The following is a 23,539-nucleotide window of genomic DNA, read 5'->3' on the forward strand; positions in this document are numbered from 1 at the left end:
GTGCAAGCGGGCTGTCTTTTCGGGTTTTCGCTAATTTGTACCATCTAGTTAGTTTGTACAATATGCATCACTAGCCTAGTAAATTCGGGATATGGTGCCCGTCAGGAACTCAACGACTGGTTCATTCAGGGTCGGTTCGGCCGACGCCATGCCCGCTCATCCTCAGGAATCGCCCATGCAGCGCTCGATCGCCACCGTGTCACTGTCCGGCACGCTCGCCGAGAAGCTCGCCGCCGTCCAGACCGCTGGCTTCGACGGCGTCGAAATCTTCGAAAACGACCTCGTCTACTTCGATGGATCGCCGGCCGACGTCCGGCGCATGGCCGCCGATCTCGGCCTCGACATCGTGCTGTTCCAGCCGTTTCGCGACTTCGAGGGGGTCAGCGCGGCCCAGCTCGCCCGCAACCTCGACCGGATCAAGCGCAAGTTCGACGTGATGCATGCGCTCGGCACCGACCGCATCCTGGTGTGCAGCAACGTGTCGGCGGACACGATCGCGGACGACGGGCTGCTCGTCGACCAGCTCGGCGCGCTTGCCGAAGCCGCCCGGCAGGCCGGCGTGGTCGCCGCGTACGAAGCGCTCGCGTGGGGCCGCGTCGTGAAGCGGTACGGCCATGCGTGGAAACTCGTGAATGCCGTGAACAGCCCGCACCTCGGCCTGGCGCTCGACAGCTTCCACACGCTGTCGCTCGACGATTCGCCGGACGCGATCGCCGACATCCCCGGCGACCGGATCGCGTTCGTGCAGATCGCCGATGCGCCGAAGCTCGTGATGGACGTGCTCGAATGGAGCCGCCATTTCCGCTCGTTCCCGGGCCAGGGCGACTTCGACCTCGCACGCTTCACCGCGCGCGTGATCGAGTCGGGCTATACGGGGCCGCTGTCGCTCGAGATCTTCAACGACGGCTTCCGCGCGGCGCCGACCGCGATCACGGCCGCCGACGGCCATCGCTCGCTGCTCTACCTGGAAGAACTGACGCGCGAGCGGCTCGCGCAGGACGGCCGCGCGCCGGCCGCCGCCCAGCCGCTGTTCGCGCCACCCGCGCCGCCCGCACACGTCGGGTTTCAGTTCATCGAATTCGCGGTCGACGCGCAGGCGGCGGCGACCGTCGGCGAATGGCTCGGCCGGATGCGCTTCCGGCTCGCGGGCCGCCACCGGTCGAAGGACGTGACGCTGTTCCAGCACGGCGCCGCGTCGATCGTGCTGAACGCCGAGCGCGACTCGTTCGCCGACGCGTTCTTCCAGCAGCACGGGCTGTCGCTGTGTGCATCGGCATTCCGCGTAGACGACGCGAAAGTGGCGTTCGAACGCGCCGCCGGCTTCGGCTATGCGCCGTTCTCCGGCCGCGTCGGGCCGAACGAACGCGTGCTGCCGAGCGTGCAGGCGCCGGACGGCAGCCTCGAGTACTTCGTCGACGAAGCGCCGAACGCGCCGACGCTGTACGAATCGGACTTCGTGCTGACCGACATCGACGGCCCGAGCGAAGTCGGCCCGCTGACCGGCATCGACCACGTGTGCCTTGCGCTGCCGGCCGACGCGCTCGATACGTGGATCCTGTTCTTCAAGACGGCATTCGGCTTCGAGGCCGAGCGCAGCTGGCTCGTGCCCGATCCGTACGGGCTGATGCGCAGCCGTGCGGTGCGCAGCGCGGACGGCTCGGTGCGGATCGCGCTGAACGCGTCGGTCGACCGCCACACGGCGGTTGCCGAATCGCTCGACCGCTACCACGGCACGGGGCTGAACCACGTCGCGTTCCGTACCGACGACATCGTGAAGACGATCGCCGCATTCGCGGCCGACGGCATTCCGTTCCTGCGCATTCCGCCGAACTACTACGACGATCTCGCCGCACGCTACGCGCTTTCGGACGAGCTGATCGACACGCTGAGCACGCATCACCTGCTGTATGACCGCGACGAGCACGGCGGCGAATTCCTGCATGCGTATACAGAACTGGTCGACAACCGCTTCTCGCTCGAGATCGTCGAGCGGCGCGGCGGATACGACGGCTACGGCGCGACGAATGCGGCCGTGCGGCTCGCCGCACAGGCCCAGCGCAGAAAATAAGGGAACGAAGCAGACGCGGATTTAACGGGCAAATCACGTTCGTGGTCCGCGGCTGCTTCGGAGGGCCGCATCCCGCGCGCACCATCGTGGTGAATCACGCGTCCGCGCGCCCGCCCGCGCGGCTGGCCGCGATCAAGCCGGAAACCGCATTCCATATGGCGTTACATCCGGTAACCCGTACCGCAGCGCAGCATTGCGTCGCCCACCGCGGCTTTAAGAATCGCTTAAGTCTTCGACGGCACCATCCGCAACCAGTACCCGATGGTTATCTCGAAAAGGAGGAAAGCGATGAGCGCCGTAGAAGCACCCGCGGGCCGCCCGGCCGCGCCCCCTGCAAAGAAGACGATGCTGCGCCGCCTGCTCAGTCATCATGAAATCGCGACGCTGCTCGTGCTGCTGCACGCACCGATCGGCGCCAATGCCAAACCCGAACTGCCTGCGCTGCAGGAGGCCGGTCTCGTCGAGATGGTCAAGCTCGACACCGAAACGGCACCCAGCTTCCGGCTGACCGAAGACGGCACCGCCGTCCTGAAAGGGCTCGGCTACCGCTGAGCCGCCGTTTTCATCCCTGTCCCGCTTTCCCGCAGCACCCCGATCCCAGCGACCCGCCGGCCCTTTCGGCGTGTCGCGTCACCCTGCCCGCTCCTGCAGCATCAGCCGGTATTCCGTCGGCGTGACGCCGACCGTCGCCTTGAACTGGCGCGTGAACGCGCTGTGGTCCGTATAGCCGCATAGCGCCGCGACGTCGGTTACCTTGTCGTGCGTGACGAGCAGCGCGGTGGCCGCATCGAGGCGCGTCTTCAGCAGCACCTGGCGCGGCGTCAGGTGGAACACTTTGTGGAAGTAGCGTTCGAGCTGCGCGACCGACATCCCCGCCATCTGTGCGAGATGCTTCAGGTTCAGCGGCTGCACGTAGTGATCCTGGATGTGCTGGACGACATCGGCGAGCCGGCTGTACGCCGGATGCGATCCCTCGTGCGCCTTCAGGTCACGCGAGATGCCCGCGAGGCCGACCACCCTGCCCGCGGCGTCGCGCAGCGGCTCCTTGCAGGTCAGGCACCAGCCCGGCTGACGGCCCGGATACAGGTGCAGTTCGAGCTGGTCCATCAGTTGCTGGCCGGCGTTGATCGTCGCCATGTCCTGCTCGAAATAGCTGCGGCCGAAGCGGCGTGGAAACACCTCGTCGGCCGTCTTGCCGAGCAGGTCGCGCTTGTCCTTGTAGCCGCAGCGCATCGCCAGCGTGCGATTGACGATCGCGTAGCGGCCGCTCGCATCCTTCACGAAGAATGCGACGTCCGGCAGTGCGTCGAACACCGGTTCGAGCAGGCGGAAGTGCGCAAGCATCGCGCCGAAATCGGCGTTGTCGGGCTGGTAGCGCAACGGTTCTGACAGGCTCATGGTCGGTACGGCAAGCAAGGGCGTCATCCCGGCAACCGCAATGCGAGTGGCAGATGGCGTCGATTATAGAAGCGCCCCTTCGATCGCGTCGCGCCGATCGCAAAGGCGGGCAAGGTGGCGGCGGCCGACGCAGCGCGCCGCCGGTCGGCCGGCATCGTCACGCAACATACGTTGCGTGCGCAACCACTGCGCCGAGCGTGCGGTGGCCGATCGAAAGGCCGCGCGCGTCGACGCGACAACCACGCGTGCGCCGGGGCCGACATGCCGCGCGCGGACTGGCGCATTCGCACACCGGCACCGCACGCTCGAACTCGCCAGCATAAAAATGCGAACGTGCAGCGTCTTGGCGCGTTTGCGCATTCGGCATGACGATTTCAGCATATATCAGGGTTATCGACGATATGCCGATATCGTCGCCGGCCGCGCATCGAACGCGCAAGACGCGCGCATTTTCGCTGACTAGACTTCGCTTCACGGTCACGAGACGACCTCACGCCGCTGCAGCAATCGGCATGCATGGCCTGCGGCATCGGCCATCATGTGCGCCGATTTCGGCACAGCCCCGGGCAGCACGCGGCAAGCACGCACGGCCCTCGCACCGGCCTGCCGACCGAACCGTCTCGCCCGGTTTACCGGCGCCGGCACGCCAGCCGGCGGCGGCCCAACCACGCCATCAAGGGGAAGTGAAAGTGAAGCTGAAGGTATCGCACGTCGCGCTGGCCGCCGCCTGCGCACTGTCGGGCGCGCACGCCATGGCCGCCGACGTCGTCAAGATCGGTTTCGCCGCACCGCTGACCGGCCCGCAGTCGAACTACGGCACGGACATGCAGAAGGGCGTGCAACTCGCGATCGCCGATTTCAATGCAACGCGTCCGACGATCGGCGGCAAGCCCGTCACGTTCCAGCTCGATTCGCAGGACGACCAGGCCGACCCGCGCACGGGCACGACCGTCGCGCAGCGGCTGATCGACGACAACGTCCGCGGGATCATCGGGCACTTCAACTCGGGCACGAGCATTCCCGCGTCCGACCTGTACGATCGCGCGGGGCTGCCGCAAATCTCGATGGCCACGTCGCCGCAATACACCGCGCGCGGCTACAAGACCACCTACCGGCTGCTGACGAGCGACGCGCAGGCGGGCCGCATCGTCGGCACGTACGCGGTGAAGACGCTGCGCTTCAAGCGCATCGCGATCATCGACGACCGCACGGCCTACGGCCAGGGCATTGCCGACGAATTCGCGAAGGCCGTCGAAGCAGCGGGCGGCACGATCATCAAGCGCGACTTCACGAACGACAAGGCGCTCGATTTCTCCGCGATCCTGACCAACCTCAAGGGGATGAACCCGGACGCGATCTTCTACGGCGGCGGCGATGCGCAATCGTCGCCGATGATCCGCAAGATGCGACAGCTCGGGATGAAGTCGGCGTTCGTGACGGGCGAGATGTCGCGTTCGCCGACGTTCCTGAAAGTCGGCGGCGACGCGGCCGAAGGCGCGATCGTCTACATGGGCGGGCTGCCGAAGGAAAAGATGCCGGGCTTCGCCGGCTACGCGGCACGCTACAAGGCGCGCTTCAACGAAGACGTGATCACCTACTCGCCATACTCGTACGACGGCACGATCGCGCTGCTCACGGCGATGAAGGACGCGAACTCGACCGACCCGAAGGTGTACACGCCGTATCTCGGCAAGGTGTCGGTCAAGGGTGTGTCGGCCCCCAGCATCGCGTACGACACGAAGGGCGACCTGAGGGATGCGCCGGTGACGATCTACAAGGTCGAGCACGGCGCGTTCAAGCCGGTCGATACGATCGCCGGCAACTGATACGCAAAGCCCTGCCCCGCGCGGCGCGTCAGCGGCTCACCGGCCGCGCGCGCCGTTGCGTCCGCTTCAGCTTCGGCTTCGCGATCCGAACCGTTCCTCGGCGCGCGCCCACACGGGCTCATTTCGCGCTCCTGTAGAATCCCCCCACCCGCTTTGACGCTTCGTCCCCGCCGCGCCCCATCCCGGTGCGGCGGTGCGTGTTTCGTGCCTCACCCCGCACGCGGCACGCTTCGACGACGCAAGCCGCGCCTTGTCAGTCCATGCCGAAAAGCGGGCCCTGGAGACGCAGCACCGACAACACCATTCCAAAACCGATCGTCCTGACCATGCAAGCTTCCGAATTGAGCGGCGTGCCTCGCGCCGCCGAACGCGCGCTCACGCGCAGCGACTACAAGACCCTTGGCCTCGCCGCACTCGGCGGCGCCCTCGAGTTCTACGACTTCATTATCTTCGTGTTCTTCGCGCCGGCGATTGGGCAACTGTTCTTCCCGCACGACATCCCCGACTGGCTGCGCCAGTTGCAGACGTTCGGCATCTTCGCGGCCGGCTATCTCGCGCGCCCGATCGGCGGCGTGATCATGGCGCACTTCGGCGACCTGTTCGGCCGCAAGCGGATGTTCACGCTGAGCGTGCTGATGATGTCCGTGCCGACGCTGCTGATGGGCCTGCTGCCCACCTACGACACGATCGGCATCCTCGCGCCGGTGTTGCTGCTGCTGTTCCGCGTGCTGCAGGGCGCGGCCGTCGGCGGCGAAGTGCCGGGCGCATGGGTGTTCGTGTCCGAGCACGTGCCGTCGCGCCACATCGGCTATGCGTGCGGCACGCTGACCGCGGGCCTCACGGCCGGCATCCTGCTCGGCTCGCTCGTCGCGGCCGGCATCAACAGCCGTTACTCGAGCGCCGAAGTCGGCGCGTTCGCGTGGCGCATCCCGTTCCTGCTCGGTGGTGTATTCGGCCTGTTCTCGGTGTACCTGCGCCGCTGGCTGCATGAAACGCCGGTGTTCGCCGAGATGAAGGCGAAGAAGGCACTCGCGGCCGAGATTCCGCTGAAGGCCGTGCTGCGCGACCACGGCCGCGCGGTGATCGTGTCGATGCTGCTCACGTGGATGCTGTCGGCCGCGATCGTCGTCGTGATCCTGATGACGCCCGCGCTGCTGCAGAAGCAGTTCCACCTCGCGCCCGCAACCACGCTGTTCGCGAACAGCATCGCGACGCTGTGCCTGACGGCCGGCTGCATCACCGCGGGTTCGCTCGCGGGCCGGATCGGCGCGAAGCGCGTGCTCGGCATCGGCGGCATCGGGCTGGCCGCGTGCTACTACCTGCTGTTCGTGCAGGTCGCGGCCGACGCGTCGACGCTGCCGCTCTACTACGGGATCGCGGGCTTCATGGTCGGCACGATCGGCGCGGTGCCGTTCGTGATGGTCAAGAGCTTCCCGGCCGTCGTGCGCTTCTCGGGCATCTCGTTCTCGTACAACGTCGCGTATGCGATCTTCGGCGGCCTCACGCCGGTGATCGTGTCGCTGATGATGAAGTCGAATCCGCTCGCACCGGTGGTGTACGTCGCGTCGATCTGCGTGCTCGGCGCGATCGCCGTGCAGTTCTCGAAGGATGCGAAGGACGTGAAGGCTACGCACTGAGCGCCGGCGCGCACGCGCGCTCCATGAACAAAGGGCCGAATCCCGCGGGATTCGGCCCTTTTGTTTTGCTTCAGCGCAACGGCAACGGCGCGGGTATGCGCGATCAGCGCAGGCTGCCGTACGTCGTGCTCGGCCGACGCAGGCCGTCAATGCTCGCGCCGCCGGCGCCGGTGACGAACAGCAGCAGGAAGCCGCCGGCGATCGCGATGTTCTTCCAGAAATGGATCACCATCTCGTGCTGGACCGCGGCGTCCGTCGCGTCCCAGAAATTGTGCCCGACCATCGCGGTCGCGACCGTATAGAACGCCATCAGCAGTGCGAGCGGTCTGACCTTGTAGCCGACGATCAGCAGCAACCCGCCGAGCCCTTCGATCGCGACGACGATCGGCCCGATCACCTGCGGATACGGCACGTTCAGCCCATGCAGGTAGCCGATGAAATCGCCGTAGCCGAGCAGCTTCATCACGCCGCCCCACAGGAACAACGCCGCCAGCGCCAGGCGCGCGAAAAAAATGACGCCGGAATCGACGGAACGCGTCATGCCTCTCTCCTCGTATGCAATTCGGCCGTCCGCGCGGGACGCGCCCGGGCGGTTCAGCGCCGCGCGACCCAGCGGGGCCCGCGGCAAATGGGCCAGCATAGACAGAGTTTCGGCCGTGTCCAAGAAAAAGGTTGTAGCAAATCTTTACACGACCGCGGCCGCGCGGCCGCGAAGGCAGCGGGACGAAAAGGCGTTTAGCCCGCGTCGCTCAACAACACGCCCTTCTTGAAGATGAAGCAGCCGTAGCCGCGCAGCTCGCCGGTGACGATCACCGCATACGTCTGCTGCGCGCGCTCGTAGAACGCGAAACGTTCGACGCCGGTCAGCGGCACCGCGCGCCCTTCCGCGCGATCGATCTCGGCCTGCACTTCGCGCTGCACCGGCGGCACCGCCGCCGCATCGCCGACGACTTCCATCCGCCATGCGGGCGTGTCGACGAACGTGTCGAGCGGCAGCACGGACAGCACCGCGCGCACGACGCGCGCCGAATCGGCGCCGTCGATCCGCAACGCGCGGCCGACCACCGTATGCTCCGCGACGGATTCCGCCGGGAAATTCGCATCGCAGATCGCGATTTCATCACCGTGGCCCATCGCGCGCAGCGTGTGCAGGATGTCGGCGTGCAGCAGCGGGTCGAGATTCTTCAGCATGTCGGCTAGTCTCCGGGATCAAGAACGAATCGCATAACGTTACCCGATCCCGGCGGCCGCTGCGCATGCATCGCTCACGTCACGACGCCGCGGCCGGCATTTCGTCGATGAAACCCGTGACCGACGCGAGGCGGCCCGAAGCGTCGACGGTGCCGAAGTCCGAACCCTTCACGATCGCCGCGCCGTCGGGTGACACGAGCGCCCACGAGAACCGCAGGTGCTGTCCGAAGCCGTCGACGTCGGTCGTGCGGCGGAAGCGGAACGCGGGGAAACGCGCCTGCACGGCTGCGATCATCGCATCGATGCCGGCGTGGCCGTCGCCGGCCATCAGCGGATCGCGATAGGCCGCGTCGCTCGCGTAGGTCGCATCGATCAGCGCGCGGCGGCGCGTGACGTCGGGTTCGTTCCACGCGTCGATGTAGCGGTCGATCAGGTCGGCGTGAACGGAAGATGCGGAGGGGGCGGTGTTCATGGCGAGGCTCCTTGTGTCGATGAGAGGACGATGTCGCGAACGTGGCATGTTGCGTGTTCGCGTGCAGACATCGTCGCCGGCCTCGTGCGGGCGGTCGATTACGTGACAGGTAAGGAATTCGCACCGTCCGCGCAAGAGGTGCTGCATGCGCCGGATCGTGAATTCGCCGCCGCAATGACAACGGGCGCCCGAAGGCGCCCGCATCTTTCGGCGGCAGCGGCCGCTCGCGTCAGGTCACCGGCGCCGGATTGAACAGGGTCAGCGCATTCGCGAGCTTCCATTGCTCGGCCCACGTGCGGCGCTTGCCGCTCGCGACGTCGAGCATCAGCCGGAACAGTGCCCAGCCGGTGTCCTCGATCGTGGCCGCGCCGGTCGCGATCTGCCCCGCGTCGAGATCCATCAGGTCGTGCCAGCGCCGCGCGAGGTCGCTGCGCGTCGCGACCTTGATCACCGGCACCTGTGCAAGGCCGTACGGCGTGCCGCGGCCGGTCGTGAAAATGTGCAGGTTCATCCCGGCCGCGAGCTGCAGCGTGCCGCAGATGAAGTCGCTCGCGGGCGTCGCCGCGTACAGCAGCCCCTTCTGCTTCGCGCGATCGCCGGGACGCACGACGCCTGCGATCGGCGCGCTGCCCGACTTCACGATCGAGCCCATCGCCTTCTCGACGATGTTCGACAGGCCGCCCTTCTTGTTGCCGGGCGTCGTGTTCGCGCTGCGGTCGACGCGGCCGCGCTGCAGGTAGCGGTCGTACCAGTCCATCTCGCGGATGATTTCGCGCGCCACGTCCTCGTTCGCCGCGCGCGACGTGAGCTGCGCGACGCCGTCGCGCACTTCCGTCACCTCGGAGAACATGATCGTCGCGCCCGCGCGCACCAGCAGGTCGGCCGCGAAGCCGACGGCCGGGTTCGCGGTGAGCCCCGAGAACGCGTCGCTGCCGCCGCACTGCACGCCGACGACGAGATCCGATGCCGGGCACGTCTCGCGGCGGCGGCGGTCGAGCCGCTCGAGGTGCGATTCGGCCATCTTCATGATCGAGTCGATCATCGAGTTGAAGCCGACGTGCGCGGCGTCCTGCAGGCACACCACGCCGCCGTTGTCGGTCGCACCGTCGGCCGCGACCGGAATCGTGCCGGGCGGCAGCAGGCGCTCGGGCTGCAGCTTCTCGCAGCCGAGACTCACGGTCATCACCTCGCCGCCGAAATTCGGATTCAGGCTGATGTTGCGCAGCGTGCGGATCGGGATGTCGGCGTCGGGCGCATCGATCGCCACGCCGCAACCGTACGTGTGCTCGAGACCGACCACGTCGTCGACGTTCGGATAGCGCGGCAGCAGCTCGGCCTTGATCCGCTTCACCGCGTGCTCGACGACGCCCGACACGCACTGCACGGTCGTCGTGATCGCGAGGATGTTGCGCGTGCCGACCGAGCCGTCGGCATTGCGGAAGCCCTCGAACGTATAGCCTTCGAGCGGCGGCAGCGGCGGCGCGGCGCGTGTTGCGAGCGGCAGGTCGTCAAGCCCCGGCGGCTCGGGCATGCGCATCGTGCGTTCGTTGACCCAGCTGCCGCGGCGCAGCTCGACCAGCGCATAGCCGATCACCACGTTGTAGCGGACGATCGGGTCGCCGGCCGCGAGGTCGACCAGCGCGACCTTGTGCCCCTGCGGCACGCCTTCGCGCAACGTCAGCCCATCGGCGAACGTCGCGCCCTCCGGCAAGCCGCCGTCGTTGACGACGATCGCGACGTTGTCGTCCGGATGCACACGGATATAGAGCGGGGAAGCAGTCATCGGAATTCCAGGAGGCTATCGGCCATATTGTTAGTCATCATACGACATTCAGCCGGAATCGGCGATGCTACGTAAACCCTTACCCGGAAAGACCCTACTATTTATCGACCGGCAAACCGCTTGCGTCACATCTCCCCTCGTTGTACGATGACATACAACGACATCGCCAATGTGGCTCGTATGCCGTTCCCGACGAACCCAGCACTCGCGCTAGACGGACGACCCAACCATGACCTCACCGCAAGAACTCAAACAGATCATTTCCCACGGCCTGCTGTCGTTTCCGCTGACGGACTTCGACACCGACGGCAGCTTCCGCCCGACCACCTACGCCGAGCGCCTGGAATGGCTCGCGCCGTACGGTGCGAGTGCGCTGTTCGCGGCCGGCGGCACCGGTGAATTCTTCTCGCTCACGCAGCGCGAGTATTCGGACGTGATCCGTGTCGCGACGGAAACCTGCAAGGGCAAGGTGCCGATCCTCGCCGGCGCGGGCGGCGCGACGCGCGTCGCGATCGAATATGCGCAGGAGGCCGAGCGCCTCGGCGCGAGCGGTGTGCTGCTGATGCCGCATTACCTGACCGAAGCCAGCCAGGAAGGGATCGCCGACCACGTCGAGCAGGTGTGCCGTGCGCTGAAGATCGGCGTGGTGGTGTACAACCGCGCGAATTCGAAGCTGAACGCCGACATGCTCGAGCGCCTCGCCGATCGTTGCCCGAACCTGATCGGCTTCAAGGACGGCGTGGGCGAAATCGAAAGCATGGTGACGATCCGCCGCCGCCTCGGCGACCGTTTCGCCTACCTCGGCGGCCTGCCGACGGCCGAAGTCTATGCGGCCGCGTACAAGGCGCTCGGCGTGCCGGTGTATTCGTCGGCCGTGTTCAACTTCATCCCGAAGACGGCGATGGCGTTCTACGAAGCGATCGCGAAGGACGACCACGCCACGGTCGGCCGCCTGATCGACGAATTCTTCCTGCCGTACCTGAAGATCCGCAATCGCCGCGCGGGCTATGCGGTCAGCATCGTGAAGGCGGGCGCGAAGCTCGTCGGCCATGACGCAGGCCCGGTGCGTGCGCCGCTCGTCGACCTCACCGACGAAGAAGCGGCGGAGCTCGACGTGCTGATCAAGAAGATGGGCCCGCAATAAGCGGCGTTCGTCGTCGGCGCACGCCTTCATTGGCGCCGCGCCGCCAGTTCTGCATCGCGGCCGGCATTCGCCGGCCGTGACCTTTTGCGCGCTTTCCGCGATGACGCACGCATCCGCCGCGATGCGTGTCGCCGCCGTCACATCTGCGCGATGACCCCGACGATCCGGTAACGCACGTTCCCCAGCTTGACGCGTGTCGCCTCGATCTGGTCCTGCGCACCCGATCGCGCGCGCGAATTCGATTCGCCGCCAAGGATCTGCCCGAGTACGTCGCGGTCAACGACCGCGTCGAAGAACCGGCCGACCGTGATCGTCGCCGACTGCTTCGCGGTCGCGAGTTGGCTGTTCGCCTGCATCAACGCTTCGGTACGCAGGCCCGGATCGCGTTCATCGATACCGCGCCGGTACTGGAGCGCGAACACCAGCGCCTCCATGTCCTGCCGGAAACGGCGTACGGCTTGACCGAACACAAGCGAATGCGCGTCGGAGCCCGTGACGAGCCGCCCCTGGTTGATCGTGATGTCGAATTCGCTGCCGCCCAGGTCACGCTGGAATTCCAGCAGCGCATTCGCGAGCACGCGTCCTTCGCTGTACTGGCCGATCTGCGTTCGCACGGATTTCGCGACGTCGCCGATCGCTTTCCACAATCCGGCCGCGAACAGGTGGTCGCCACGTTTGTTGATGTTCATGATGCCGTTCCCTCTTGGTCTTTTTCTGGATCTCTCAGGTTTCGCCCGCGGGTCGGTCGACCCGGGGCTCCGGTACTGTAGGAGAAAAGCGGGCGGCGGGAAAGCCGGCGAGATCAACGACCGCTTTTGCCCACACGGCGGCAACGGCGCTCGCCCCGGACACCGGACCCTCCATGCCGCTTCGGCACGAATGCGCACCTCCTCGCTTCGGTCCGACTGACCGGTGGAAGCAAGCTGTGGACGCGCAACCGGCGCCTGCCGGGCGCAGCAGACCGCCTGGGGCTCGCCGCGCATCCCGCCCACTGACGCTGCAAGATCGACACCACGCAAACCTGCCATGCAAAAAGGCGGAAGCGGCTCATTGGCCACTCCCGCCTTTTCGTTTTTGGCGACCGGCGCGCTCTCAGGCTCACCGGTCGCAGCCGATCGCTCCCTCAATCGAGGTGCGTCATCACTCCGCCTTCCCGTCCCGCAGCCGCGGAATCGCGAGCGGATTGCTTTCCTGCAACCCTTCCGGCAGCAGATCGTCCGGGAAATCCTGGTAGCACACCGGCCGCAGGAAGCGCTCGATCGCCGTCGCGCCGACCGACGTGACGGCCGGGTTCGACGTGGCCGGGAACGGCCCGCCGTGCACCATCGCGTCACACACCTCGACGCCGGTCGGGTAGCCGTTGACCAGCAGGCGGCCGGCCTTGCGTTCGAGGACCGGCAGCAGCCGGCGCGCGAGCGGCTTGTCGTCGGCATCCATCTGCAGCGTGGCCGTCAGCTGGCCTTCGAGTGCTTCGAGCACGCGCGCGACTTCGTCGAGATCGCGACAACGCACGATCAGCGACGCCGGCCCGAACACCTCATGGCTGAACGCCGGCTCGGCGAGGAACGCCTGCGCACCGACTGCATACAGCGCGCCGCCGGCCTGGCAATTGGTCTGCGCCGCCTCGCCCGCGCCGATTTCGCGCACGCCCGGCAGTTCGGCCAGCTTGCCGCGGCCGTTGCGATACGCATCGGCGATGCCCTGTGTGAGCATCACGCCAGCCGGCTTCTTCGCGAGCGCCTGCGCGGCGACGGTTTCGAAGCGGTCGAGATCGGGGCCGTCGATCGCGAGCACGAGGCCCGGGTTGGTACAGAACTGGCCGACGCCGAGCGTCAGCGAATCGACGAAGCCCGTCGCGATCGCGTCGCCGCGCGCGGCAAGCGCCGCCGGGAACAGCACGACGGGGTTGATGCTGCTCATTTCCGCGTAGACGGGAATCGGCTGCGGGCGCGCGTTCGCGATCTGCACGAGCGCCATGCCGCCCTGCCGCGACCCGGTGAAGCCGACCGCCTGGACCGCCGGATGGCTGACGAGCGCCCCACCGATCACGCGGCCGGGGCCGACCAGCAGCGAGAACACACCGGCCGGCATCCCGGTTTTGGCGACAGCGGCGCGGATCGCGCGGCCGACCAGCTCGGACGTGCCGAGATGCGCCTCGTGCGCCTTCACGATCACCGGACAGCCGGCCGCGAGCGCCGACGCCGTATCGCCGCCGGCCACCGAGAACGCGAGCGGAAAGTTGCTCGCACCGAACACGACGACGGGCCCGAGCCCGACTTTCTGCAGCCGCAGGTCCGAACGCGGCAGCGGCGTGCGCGCCGGCTGCGCGGGATCGATCGACGAGGCGAGGAAGCGCCCGTCACGCACGACGCGCGCGAACAGCCGGAGCTGGCCGACGGTGCGGCCGCGCTCGCCCTGCAGCCGCGCGACGGGCAGGCCCGTTTCGGCATGCGCACGCTCGATCAGCGCGTCGCCGAGCGCGACGATTTCATCCGCGATCGCTTCGAGAAACGCCGCGCGGGCCGCGAGCGGCTGCGCGCGGTACGCGTCGAACGCATCGCGCGCGAGTTCGCATGCGCGCTCGACGTCGGCCTGCGCCGCGACGCCGAAGGCCGGCGCGTCGATCGGCGCGCCCTTCGACGGGTCGAACGCGTACAAGGTACCGGCCGAGCCGGCGACCGCTTCGGCGCCGATCAGCATCTCTCCAGTCAGTTGCATGGGGTGTGCTCCGTGGTTCGGGAATTGATCGTTCATTGTAGCTCAACAGATACGATGTCTGCCGACGACGCAGCGTCATTCTCGCCACCTGTGAAGGCGTCGACGATACATCCTAAGGCCTTGCCGAGCCAGAGAATCATGACTCTCCCACACTGTGATGCCGATCTTCGAGGGAAAACCCGAGGTTTCTGAATTCGAGCATTCTCAATACACTTTTGGCCATGTCATACGACGACGTACATTTAAAGTGAGCAACCAGACCTCCCCTCGCGATCTTCCGCTCGACCTCGCGCGCGCCGCGCGCCGGACCGCCGTGCGCTACTGGATCCTGGCGATGCTGTTCGTCGTCACAACGCTCAACTATGCGGACCGCGCAACGCTGTCGATCACCGGCACGCCGATCCGCAAGGCGTTCGGCATCGATCCGGTGACGATGGGTTACATCTTCTCGGCGTTCAGCTGGGCGTACGTGCTCGCGCAGCTGCCGAGCGGCTGGCTGCTCGACCGCTTCGGCGCGCGGCGCGTGTATGCGGCCAGCATCTTCCTGTGGTCGGCGTTCACGCTGCTGCAAAGCACGATCGGCCTCGGTGGCAGCGCCGCGTTCGCAGTCGCCGCGCTGTTCGCGATGCGCTTCGCGGTCGGTATCGCCGAAGCGCCCGCGTTTCCGGCGAACGCGAAGGTCGTCGCGAGCTGGTTCCCGACCGCCGAACGCGGCACCGCGTCGGCCATCTTCAACGCCGCGCAGTACTTCGCGGCCGTGGTGTTCTCGCCGCTGATGGCGTGGCTCACGCATGCGTATGGCTGGCACCAGGTGTACCTGTGGCTCGGCCTCGCGGGCATCGCGCTCGCGTTCCTGTGGCTGCGGGTCATGAAGGATCCGGCCGATCATCCGGCCGTGAACCGCGCGGAACTCGAGCACATCGAGCAAGGCGGCGGCCTCGTGCGCACCGCGGCACGCAGCAGCAATGGCGCGCGCGCGGAAGGCAGCCGCGTGGCCGGCTGGTACTACGTGCGCCAGTTGCTGTCGAACCGGATGCTGATCGGCGTATACCTCGGCCAGTACTGCGTGAACGTGCTCACGTACTTCTTCCTCACGTGGTTCCCGATCTATCTCGTGCAGGCGCGCGGAATGTCGCTGCTGAAGGCCGGCTTCATGACGTCGCTGCCCGCGATCTGCGGGTTTCTCGGCGGCGTGCTCGGCGGGATGCTGTCGGACGGGCTGATCCGCCGCGGCGTGTCGCTGACGCTCGCGCGCAAGATCCCGATCGTCGGCGGGATGGCGCTGTCGATGGTCATCATCGGCTGCAACTACGTCGACAGCGAAGTGCTGGTGATCGTGCTGATGGCCGTGTCGTTCTTCGGCAAGGGGATCGGCTCGCTGGGCTGGGCCGTCGTCGCGGATACCGCGCCGAAGGAAGCGATCGGCCTGTCGGGCAGCCTGTTCAACATGTTCGGCAACACGGCCGGCATCGTCGCGCCGATCGCGATCGGCTACCTGGTCGGCGCGAGCGGCTCGTTCAACGGCGCACTCGTGTTCGTCGGGCTGAACGCGCTCGTCACCGTGTTCAGCTATCTCGTGATCGTGAAGGACATCAGGCGCGTCGAACTGCGTCATCGCGACGCCTGACGTTCGGCTTCAAGACAAGACAACGGCGGCCGCATGAAAACGGCCGCCGATGTTGCATTCGACCTCAGGTACCCGCTGTCAGACCGACGAATGTGCGACGCGCAGCATGTCGTGCACGCCGGACGTCATCAGCGCGAGGAATGCGAGCAGGCCCACGTAGCAGAGCGCGTACGTCGTCTTCGTCTCGATCGACGTCGCGTAGTACACGCGGTTCTCCGGCGCGTCGGGATCGTAGCGCCACGCACGCTTCAGTTGCGGCAGCGCGAGGATCGCCATCACGATCAGCAACGGGCTCGGGCGATACACGAACAGCGCGATCAGCACCGGCACGCCCGCGAACCAGATGCGCGGCGACAGCACCGCGGTGATCCGCCCGCCGTCGAACGGCGACAGCGGAATCATGTTGAACAGGTTCAGGAAGAAGCCCGTGTACGACAGCGCGAGCAGCAGGTTGCTGTCGTAGTGGCGCGCGGCCGCGTAGCAGGCCAGCGCGCCGAGCGTGCCGACGAACGGCCCGGCGAGCCCGACGTACGCCTCGGTTTCCGCGTCGTGCGGCATCTCCTTCAGCTGGATCCACGCGCCGACGAACGGGATGAAGGTCGGCAGCCCGACGTCGAGCCCGCGCCGCTGCGCGGCGATGTAGTGGCCGGCCTCGTGCACCAGCAGCAGCGCCACGAAACCGGCCGCGAACCGCCAGCCGTAGAACAGCGCGTAAACCGCGATCGACGCCAGCATGGTGCCCGCCGACACGAGCACCTTGCCGAGCTTGAGGCCGCCGAAGATCAGCAGCAACAGCTTCGTCATTCCTTGCGCTCCGTGCCGGACACGTCGGATACGCCGGATGCATCGGCGACGGCCGGCACCGCAGCCGCCTTCGGCTTGCGCCCGAAGAAGCGCTTCAGCGCCGCGCCGCCGGCCAGCAGCGCGACCGCGCCGATCTTGAAGAACTTCACCGCGAACGCGCCGATCAGCGCGAGCAGGCCGAGCTTCTTCGCGCCGACGCCGACGATCAGCGCCGCGAGGCCGTACTCGGCGACATGGTCGGTCGACTTGTTGAAATCGGCGTAGCGCTTGCCGTCGTTGAAGCTGATGTTCGACAGCAACTCGTCGGCCGACGCCTTGTATTTCGGCAGATCGGCGAGCGTCGACGCCATCGTCAGCGACAGGTAGCCGTCACGGCCGAGCACGAGCGTCCGGTAGTTCACGCCGTCGTTCTCGGCGTTCGGTGCCGCGCCCTTGTCGCGGATGATCGCGGACCACACGAGCCGGTGCGTGGCCGCGTCGTATGCGGGCGCCTTCGCCCAGCCAACCACCTCGGTTTCCGGCAGGCCGCGCTCCTTGCGCCCCGGGTTGTCTTCCTCGGTGCCGGACTGCAGGCTCTTCAGCAGCTCGTCGGGCTTCCAGTCCTTCGCGTCGTCGTCGCGGATATAGCCGCTCGGCTCGAACGACACGACCGAGATCCAGTCGGCATCGGGATCGTCGGGCAGCACGAGGCCGACCAGCCTGGATTCGTCGATCGAGTTGCCCATCGAGCGCAGGTAGCGGCCGGCTTCGGCGGCCGGCACGAACGATTCGCCGGCTTTCAGCTTCAGCACGGCTTCGTGTTTCACGTCGATGTCGGTCGGGCCCTTCACGACCGCGTCGTTGGCGGCCGCGGCGGCGGCCCTCATTTCCACCTGCGCAGCTTCGGTCTGCGCGTGGCCGGTGGTCGCGGCGAATGCAAGCGTCGCCACGCAGGCGAGCCGGACGGCAAGTTTTTTCATTGTTGGATTCCCCTGGAATGCCTTGTCGTAAATATGCACGGCACCGGCCCAGGCGCATTCAATCGCGGGTCCGGCGTCGTCTCTCAGTTGGCACGGGGGCTATGGTAACGCAGCGCGGCGACACGCCCGGGGAACGGCGAGATGCTTACGTCACAGGTAATGTCCAGGGTGCGCGGGATTGCCTATCATCAGCACCATGAACCCGACCGCCGCCCTTCATTCGCCCTCCCCGTCCGCCGGCCGTACGCCCGGCATCGGCCCGCTGCTGCGCACGTGGCGGCAACGCCGGCGCCTCAGCCAGATGGCGCTCGCGCTCGACGCGGAAGTCTCCGCGCGCCACCTGAGCTTCGTCGAATCGGGCCGCGCGCAGCCGAGCCGCGAGATGGTGCTGCATCTCGCCGAGCGTCTCGACGTGCCGCTGCGCGAGCGCAATGCGCTGCTCGTCGCGGCCGGCTTCGCGCCGCTGTTTCGCGAACGGCCGTTTTCGGATCCGCAACTGGATGCCGCACGCCATGCGGTCGAAGCCGTGCTGCGCGGCCACGAGCCCTACCCGGCGCTCGCCGTGGACCGCCATTGGACGCTGCTCGCCGCGAACCGGATGCTCGGCGCGCTGGTCGCGCAGGCCGACCCGGCGCTGCTGCAGCCGCCCGTCAACGTGCTGCGGCTGAGCCTGCATCCGGACGGGCTCGCGTCGCAGATCGTCAACTGGCACGAATGGCGCACGCACATCCTGCATCGGTTGCAGCGGCAGATCGATGCGAGCGGCGACCGCACGCTGCACACGCTGCGTGACGAACTCGCCGCGTATCCGGCGCCGGCCGGCCAGCCCGACGACACGCATGCACGCGCCGACTTCGCGGATATCGCCGTGCCGCTGCGGCTGCGCACGGCCGCCGGCGAACTGACGTTCTTCAGCACGACGACCGTGTTCGGTACGCCGGTCGACGTGACGCTGTCGGAACTCGCGATCGAGGCGTTCTTTCCGGCGAACCCTGAGACGGTAGAGGCAATGCGGGCGCTGGCGGACGCGCTGCCGGCACAATAGCGCGTGCGCCACCCAGCTTGACGGAAGCCGGCACGCGAACGCCGGCTTCCGCGCCGACCACTGCCATGCCGGTAGTCCGCGCATTTCCCCAGCTGAATTTCCCCTGAAACATAGAGATCGACCGCCACGGCAAACCTGGGCGCCGGCGCGGCCGATCAGAATGCGTCGTCGCATCTCAGGTTGCCGATCCGAAGCGCGCGAGCGTGCCGGAACACGTCGAGCCAGGCAGCCGCACCTGCGCCGTTTCCCCCTCGGATTCATTCCGTCGAATGTCAAATTTGTTTAGTACATCTTTTCAATCGGATCGTACTCGAACAAGGGCTTCGGCCAAGAACGCGTCCATGCAATGCGATCGGGAAATCGTGAGAAGGACACGCTAGCCGCAACACAATTTTTATATCGAGCCTAGGAAGAACATGAACAAGAATCAACGAGGGTTGGGGAACCCGGCGCAGCGCGCGCCGGCAAAGTCGAAAGCGGCGCTGGCCATCGCCGTCAGTGCAGCGGTCGTCGCCTTCGCGGCTTCCGCGCCGGCGCGGGCCGACTACGTGCAGAACGGGACGTCGACCGAATCGTCGGGCGGCTGTGTCGGTAACATCGCCATCTCTGGAAGCAGCACTTATCCGGCCACGGCAACGGGCTGCGACAACGTGGCGATCGGTACGGCGGCCGCCGCGAATTCGGGCTCGTCGACCGGCGCCTACAGCGAAACCGTCGCGATCGGCCGCATGGCGGCCGCGACCGGCGCGCTCGCAACGGCTGTCGGCGGCAATGCCGTCGCAACCGGCGACCAGGCGACGGCGATGGGGGCAGTCGCGAGCGCGGTCGGTACCCAGGCGACGGCAGTCGGTAACGGCGCCGTCGCGAACGGCGCAACGGCATCCGCATTCGGTCAGGGCGCGTTCGCCGTGGATCAGTCGACGGCAGTCGGCCAGGGCGCCAGCGCCAGCACGACGTTCTCGACGGCGATCGGCAAAGGCAGCAGCGCGGCCGGCGGCACGGCGCTCGGCTTCCAGGCCAACGCCGGCGCAGCCGATGCGGTCGCGCTCGGTGTCGACAGCTCGGCGTCCGCGACCGGCAGCGTCGCGATCGCCCGTGCAACGGCATCTGCAGTGAATGCGGTCGCGATCGGCGAAGGGGCGAACGCGGCCAACGCGAATTCCGTGGCGCTGGGCGCGAACTCGGCCACGCGTGCGGCGACCACCGTCAGCAGCGTGACGCTGAACGGCGTCGGCTACAGCGGTTTCGCGGGTACGCCGGTCGGCGTGGTCAGCGTGGGCAGCGTCGGCGCCGAGCGCCAGATCGTCAACGTCGCGGCCGGCGCCATCAGCGCGACCAGCACGGACGCGGTCAACGGCTCGCAGCTCTTCTCGATCGCCAGCCAGGTGTCCACGCTGACGAACAATCTGGCCACGCTGACGAACACCGTCGGCAAGATTTCGTCGAGCGTCCCGAGCGGCACGGTGGCGGACAGCACGGGCACCGCGATCGGCAAGAACACGTCGGTCAGCGCGACGAACGGCACGGCGTACGGCAATGGTGCGAATGTGTCGGGCAACAACGGCACGGCTATCGGCTCGAACGCGAACGTCACTGCAGCGAACGGCACGGCGACCGGGACGAACTCGAAAGTCACGGGGACGAACGGCACGGCGACCGGCACCGGCTCGAATGTCTCCGGCAACAATTCGACGGCAATCGGCGCGAACAGCCAGGTACCGGCAAACAATGCGGTCGCACTGGGCGCCAATTCGGTCGCGTCGCGCGACAACACGGTGTCGATCGGTGCACCGGGCGCGGAGCGCCAGCTGACCAACGTGGCCGACGGAACGGCGCCGACGGACGGCGTGAACGTGCGCCAGCTGAACGGCGCGATCAACTCGGTCCGCGAGGAAATGTCGAAGTACCGCAAGGACGCGGATGCGGGCACCGCGAGCGCGATCGCGATGGCCAACATGCCGCAAGCCGTGCTGCCTGGCGAAAAGGTCGTCGCGCTCGGCGGCGGCACGTACGGCGGTCAAAGCGCGATGGCGGTCGGCCTGTCCTTCGCGACGACGAAATGGCTTGTGAAGGGTTCGATGACGACGGCCGTGTCGGGCCACGGCTCGTTCGGCGCGGGCGCGGGTGTCGGCTATCGCTGGTAATCGACGTTGGCCGTGAAGCGTCGAACGGCTTTGTCTCGACGCCGGGAAGCGAGCCGTCGGCGCGATCGCGCCGACGGCTCGCGTACGAGGTGACCGCGATCAACGACGCTCGAGCGCCAGCTTCACGCCGAGCCCCAGCAGCACCACCCCGCTGACGCGATGCATGCGCGTCAGGATGCGCGGATTGCGGCGGATCGATGCAGACAGCAGGCCTGCGAACAATGCGACCGGCCCCTTGACGAGAAACGTCAGGCCGGCAAACGTCGCACCCAGCACAAACAGCGACAGCATCGGATGCGCGGTGCCCGCCGGCACGAATTGCGGCAGGAACGCCAGATAGAAGAGCGCGACCTTGGGGTTCGACACGTTGGACAGCGCGCCTTGCGCGAACGTGCGCAGCCGCGATGCCTGCGCGCCGTCGCGGCTGCTCGCGAGCGCCAGTTCGCCCGACGTTCGCAGCAACGCGATGCCGAGGTACAGCAAATATAGCGCACCGATCACCTTCAGCGCCGTGAACAGCCATTCGGATGCCTGAAGAAGCGCGCCCAGACCGAGCGTCGCGAGCATCGTATGAACGAGCAGCCCGACGCTGACGCCCGCTGCCGTCACGAGACCCGCGCGCGTGCCGCCGGACAGCGTGCGCGACATCACGAGAACCATGTCCTGACCCGGCGTGACGATGATCAGAAGCGACGTGGCGATGAATGGCAGCCAGGATAGATGCGACATGGGAGAGTTCCTGAAGGGATAGCCGACGGACGCGAATCGCCCGGCCGGGCGTCAGATTATCGGCGCCCTTCCGTGGAGATTGGATGCGTATTTGGCTACTTTAAAACGGCGATTTGGAGCTACTCTCTAGTTTTCACGCCCCTGGTAGTTAAAAATGCCAATCAAACTGGACGCGATCGACCGGCGCATTCTGCGTGCATTGCAACGGAATTCGAACCAGACGAATGCCGAGCTCGCGCAACAGGCCGGGCTGTCGGCCACGCCATGCCTGCGCCGCGTTCATCTGCTCGAGGAGCAAGGCGTGATCGATGCGTATGTCGCGCTCTTGAACCCGGCTGCCGTCGACCTGCGATTCACCGCGTTCGTGCGCGTCACGCTGGAGCGCCAGGACAAGAAGACGGTCGAACACTTCGCACGCGAGATGGAGCAAGCGCCCGAAGTACTCGAATGCCACCTGATGGCCGGCAGCTACGACTATCTGCTGCGCGTGATCGCCCGCGATCTCGACGACTACCAGCGCTTCCAGATGGAGACGCTCACACAGATCGAAGGCGTTCGCAACGTCGAAACCGAGATTCCGCTGAAGCGCATCAAGCAGACGGTTCGCCTGCCGATCTAGGCATCCAGAAACGTCACGGCCTGCCCCTCGGGCTTCCCGTTCAGCGCACCCTCACGCACCACGACGTGCCCGCGCACGACCGTATGCACGGGCCAGCCGGTCACCGCGCACCCGTCGTAAGGCGTCCAGCCACTCACGCTGGCAATCCACTCATCCCGGATAACGCTGCGCGCCTGCAAGTCGACGATGCTGAAATCGGCGTCGTAGCCCGCCGCAATGCGCCCTTTCCCCGCGATGCCGAAGATGCGCGCCGGCCCGGCGCTGGTCAGATCGACCAGCCGCGCGAGGCTCAGGCGGCCCGCCTGCACGTGATCGAGCATGAGCGGCAGGAGTGTCTGCACGCCGGTCATCCCGCTCGGCGACTGCGGATATGGCCTGCGCTTTTCATCACGCGTATGCGGCGCGTGATCGCTGCCGATCACGTCGACCACGCCGTCGCGAACGGCCTGCCACAGCGCGTCCTGATGATGCCGCTCGCGCACCGGCGGATTCATCTGCGCGAACGTGCCGAGCCGCGCGTAGCAATCGGGCGCGTGCAGGCTCAGGTGATGCGGCGTGACCTCGACGGTCACGCGATGCCGGTGCCGCGCGAGGAACGCCATTTCCGCGGCGGTGGACACGTGCAGCACATGCAGCCGGCGGCCCGTCTCGGCAGCCAGCCCGACGATGCGCCGCGTCGCCGCCAGCGCGCTTTCCTCGTCGCGCCAGCGAGGATGATCACGCACGTCGCCGCTCGCTTCCACCAGCGCCCGGCGTTCGCGCAGCCGCGCCTCGTCCTCCGCGTGCACGGCCATGCGCCGCCGCCCGTTGCGCACGATCCGGCGCAACACGGCTTCGTCATCGGCCAGCAGATCGCCGAACGAACTGCCCATGAAGACCTTCACGCCCGCGCAGCCCGGCAGGTTTTCAAGTACCGGCAGCCGTTCGGCGTTCGCGGCCGAGCCGCCGATATAGAACGCGTAGTCGCACCACGCACGGCCGCGCGCGAGATCCAGCTTGGCCTGCAGATCCTGCGCGGTCAGCGTCAGCGGATGCGTGTTGGGCATCTCGAAGATCGTCGTGACGCCGCCGAGCACCGCGCCGCGCGTGCCGGCCTCGAGGGTCTCCTTGTGCGTGAGGCCCGGTTCGCGGAAATGCACCTGGCTGTCGACGACGCCCGGCAACACGTGCAGGCCGCCGGCATCCAGCAGGACGTCGGCGCTCCACGTGCCGTGCAACGCGCCCAGCGCGACGACACGGCCGTCCACGCACGCGATGTCGATCCGCTCGGCCCCGTTGGGTGTCATCGCCGTGCCGCCGTGCACGAGCAGGTCGGCGTGGCGTCGCTGCAGCGCGTCGCTCACGCCCGCTTCCCGTCGGATGCGCTCGTCCATGA

20 protein-coding genes are annotated in these 23,539 nt (G+C 67.1%); 9 read left to right on the top strand and 11 right to left on the bottom strand.

The features are described 5' to 3' along the window. The first annotated feature begins 175 nt into the window (after positions 1-175). Complete coding sequence (locus C5O79_RS04660) at positions 176-2,068, top strand: sugar phosphate isomerase/epimerase and 4-hydroxyphenylpyruvate domain-containing protein (protein WP_131931210.1); 1,893 nt, start codon at positions 176-178, stop codon at positions 2,066-2,068. 288 nt (positions 2,069-2,356) lie between these two features. Beyond that, positions 2,357-2,620, top strand: coding sequence for a hypothetical protein (locus tag C5O79_RS04665; RefSeq protein ID WP_039367795.1), 264 nt, complete (start codon positions 2,357-2,359; stop codon positions 2,618-2,620). A 78-nt stretch (positions 2,621-2,698) separates the two neighbouring features. Here C5O79_RS04665 and C5O79_RS04670 read toward each other — a convergent pair whose 3' ends face one another. Then, the gene (locus C5O79_RS04670) at positions 2,699-3,493 is read right to left on the bottom strand and encodes an AraC family transcriptional regulator (protein WP_039367798.1); all 795 of its coding nucleotides are present in this window, start codon (positions 3,491-3,493) and stop codon (positions 2,699-2,701) included. A 662-nt stretch (positions 3,494-4,155) separates the two neighbouring features. Between C5O79_RS04670 and C5O79_RS04680 the strand changes: the two genes are divergently transcribed. Both C5O79_RS04680 and C5O79_RS04685 read left to right on the top strand, forming a co-directional pair. Further along, positions 4,156-5,292 (top strand): branched-chain amino acid ABC transporter substrate-binding protein, encoded by a 1,137-nt coding sequence (locus C5O79_RS04680; RefSeq protein WP_046546380.1) that lies wholly within the window; start codon positions 4,156-4,158, stop codon positions 5,290-5,292. Between the two features lie 326 nt (positions 5,293-5,618). Beyond that, positions 5,619-6,929 (top strand): MFS transporter, encoded by a 1,311-nt coding sequence (locus C5O79_RS04685; RefSeq protein WP_122476882.1) that lies wholly within the window; start codon positions 5,619-5,621, stop codon positions 6,927-6,929. Positions 6,930-7,032: 103 nt separating this feature from the next. Here the strand turns inward: C5O79_RS04685 and C5O79_RS04690 are convergent, their stop codons facing one another. The 4 genes from C5O79_RS04690 to garD form a co-directional block, all read right to left on the bottom strand. Then, positions 7,033-7,470 (bottom strand): DoxX family protein, encoded by a 438-nt coding sequence (locus C5O79_RS04690; RefSeq protein WP_039367803.1) that lies wholly within the window; start codon positions 7,468-7,470, stop codon positions 7,033-7,035. Positions 7,471-7,664: 194 nt separating this feature from the next. Further along, positions 7,665-8,120, bottom strand: coding sequence for an RbsD/FucU family protein (locus C5O79_RS04695; protein ID WP_034187820.1), 456 nt, complete (start codon positions 8,118-8,120; stop codon positions 7,665-7,667). Between the two features lie 79 nt (positions 8,121-8,199). After that, entirely contained in the window at positions 8,200-8,592 is a 393-nt protein-coding gene (locus tag C5O79_RS04700) for a nuclear transport factor 2 family protein (protein WP_047851210.1), read from the bottom strand. 229 nt (positions 8,593-8,821) lie between these two features. After that, positions 8,822-10,375 (bottom strand): galactarate dehydratase, encoded by a 1,554-nt coding sequence (gene garD, locus C5O79_RS04705; protein WP_047851211.1) that lies wholly within the window; start codon positions 10,373-10,375, stop codon positions 8,822-8,824. 229 nt (positions 10,376-10,604) lie between these two features. On the opposite strand from garD, the gene kdgD reads away from it, so the two are divergent. Continuing rightward, the gene (kdgD, locus tag C5O79_RS04710; protein ID WP_046546147.1) at positions 10,605-11,519 is read left to right on the top strand and encodes a 5-dehydro-4-deoxyglucarate dehydratase; all 915 of its coding nucleotides are present in this window, start codon (positions 10,605-10,607) and stop codon (positions 11,517-11,519) included. 137 nt (positions 11,520-11,656) lie between these two features. On the opposite strand, the gene C5O79_RS04715 is transcribed toward kdgD, so the two are convergent. After that, complete coding sequence (locus C5O79_RS04715) at positions 11,657-12,208, bottom strand: hypothetical protein (RefSeq protein ID WP_122476884.1); 552 nt, start codon at positions 12,206-12,208, stop codon at positions 11,657-11,659. A 451-nt stretch (positions 12,209-12,659) separates the two neighbouring features. Further along, positions 12,660-14,237, bottom strand: a complete 1,578-nt coding sequence (locus C5O79_RS04725; protein ID WP_122476887.1) for an aldehyde dehydrogenase (NADP(+)) — start codon at positions 14,235-14,237, stop codon at positions 12,660-12,662. Positions 14,238-14,484: 247 nt separating this feature from the next. Between C5O79_RS04725 and C5O79_RS04730 the strand changes: the two genes are divergently transcribed. Then, positions 14,485-15,864: an MFS transporter gene (locus C5O79_RS04730; RefSeq protein WP_046546149.1), complete on the top strand. Its 1,380-nt coding sequence runs from the start codon at positions 14,485-14,487 to the stop codon at positions 15,862-15,864. Positions 15,865-15,942: 78 nt separating this feature from the next. Here C5O79_RS04730 and C5O79_RS04735 read toward each other — a convergent pair whose 3' ends face one another. Both C5O79_RS04735 and C5O79_RS04740 read right to left on the bottom strand, forming a co-directional pair. After that, positions 15,943-16,668, bottom strand: a complete 726-nt coding sequence (locus tag C5O79_RS04735; protein ID WP_046546150.1) for a site-2 protease family protein — start codon at positions 16,666-16,668, stop codon at positions 15,943-15,945. Beyond that, entirely contained in the window at positions 16,665-17,627 is a 963-nt protein-coding gene (locus tag C5O79_RS04740) for a DUF2167 domain-containing protein (protein ID WP_039367830.1), read from the bottom strand. The genes C5O79_RS04735 and C5O79_RS04740 overlap by 4 nt, the downstream gene beginning before the upstream one ends. A 196-nt stretch (positions 17,628-17,823) precedes the next feature. Here C5O79_RS04740 and C5O79_RS04745 point away from each other — a divergent pair, with 196 nt between their 5' ends. Together C5O79_RS04745 and C5O79_RS04750 are read left to right on the top strand one after the other, a co-directional pair. Continuing rightward, entirely contained in the window at positions 17,824-18,672 is an 849-nt protein-coding gene (locus C5O79_RS04745; protein ID WP_046546151.1) for a helix-turn-helix transcriptional regulator, read from the top strand. Between the two features lie 416 nt (positions 18,673-19,088). Then, on the top strand, positions 19,089-20,816 hold the full coding sequence (locus tag C5O79_RS04750) for a YadA family autotransporter adhesin (RefSeq protein WP_131931212.1): 1,728 nt from the start codon (positions 19,089-19,091) through the stop codon (positions 20,814-20,816). 99 nt (positions 20,817-20,915) lie between these two features. Here the strand turns inward: C5O79_RS04750 and C5O79_RS04755 are convergent, their stop codons facing one another. After that, positions 20,916-21,545, bottom strand: coding sequence for a LysE family translocator (locus tag C5O79_RS04755; protein WP_047851218.1), 630 nt, complete (start codon positions 21,543-21,545; stop codon positions 20,916-20,918). Positions 21,546-21,699: 154 nt separating this feature from the next. Here C5O79_RS04755 and C5O79_RS04760 point away from each other — a divergent pair, with 154 nt between their 5' ends. Then, positions 21,700-22,164 (top strand): Lrp/AsnC family transcriptional regulator, encoded by a 465-nt coding sequence (locus C5O79_RS04760; RefSeq protein WP_046546153.1) that lies wholly within the window; start codon positions 21,700-21,702, stop codon positions 22,162-22,164. Here the strand turns inward: C5O79_RS04760 and C5O79_RS04765 are convergent. Next, positions 22,161-23,537, bottom strand: coding sequence for a dihydroorotase (locus C5O79_RS04765; protein WP_047851219.1), 1,377 nt, complete (start codon positions 23,535-23,537; stop codon positions 22,161-22,163). The two genes, C5O79_RS04760 and C5O79_RS04765, sit on opposite strands and share 4 nt — an antisense overlap. Positions 23,538-23,539 lie beyond the last annotated feature (2 nt).

The sequence above is a fragment of the Burkholderia sp. SRS-25 genome (genome assembly GCF_004343765.1).
Classification (GTDB): domain Bacteria; phylum Pseudomonadota; class Gammaproteobacteria; order Burkholderiales; family Burkholderiaceae; genus Burkholderia; species Burkholderia contaminans.